The sequence below is a fragment of the Allosalinactinospora lopnorensis genome (genome assembly GCF_000981225.1).
Lineage (GTDB): Bacteria > Actinomycetota > Actinomycetes > Streptosporangiales > Streptosporangiaceae > Allosalinactinospora > Allosalinactinospora lopnorensis.
The window spans coordinates 1-265 of sequence record NZ_LAJC01000213.1 but is presented as its reverse complement, the minus strand read 5'-3'; the positions used below and the strand labels follow the sequence as shown (position 1 = coordinate 265).

The following is a 265-nucleotide window of genomic DNA, read 5'->3' as shown; positions in this document are numbered from 1 at the left end:
CCGACGCAAGGCGAAGGCGAAGGTCGCCCGCGCACACCGCAAGGTCCGCAACGCCCGGACAGACTTCCTGCACCGCGCCACCACGCGCCTTGTCCGCAAGGCGGATGTGATCGCGATCGAGGACCTGAACGTCAGGGGCATGATGGGCAACCGCAGGCTTGCCCGCGCGATCTCCGATTGCGGATGGGCAGAGTTCCGCCGCTAGCTGGCATACAAGGCCCAACGCTACGGCCGTACCCTCGCAATCGTTGACAGGTGGTACCCC

At 66.4% G+C, this 265-nt stretch carries 1 protein-coding gene; it reads left to right on the top strand.

Going from position 1 to position 265, the window contains the following annotated elements; genetic code table 11:
• Positions 1–205, top strand: a 205-nt coding sequence (locus tag VS93_RS26540) for a transposase (RefSeq protein ID WP_046472563.1), incomplete at its 5' end; no start/stop codon positions are given.
• Positions 206–265: the final 60 nt, after the last annotated feature.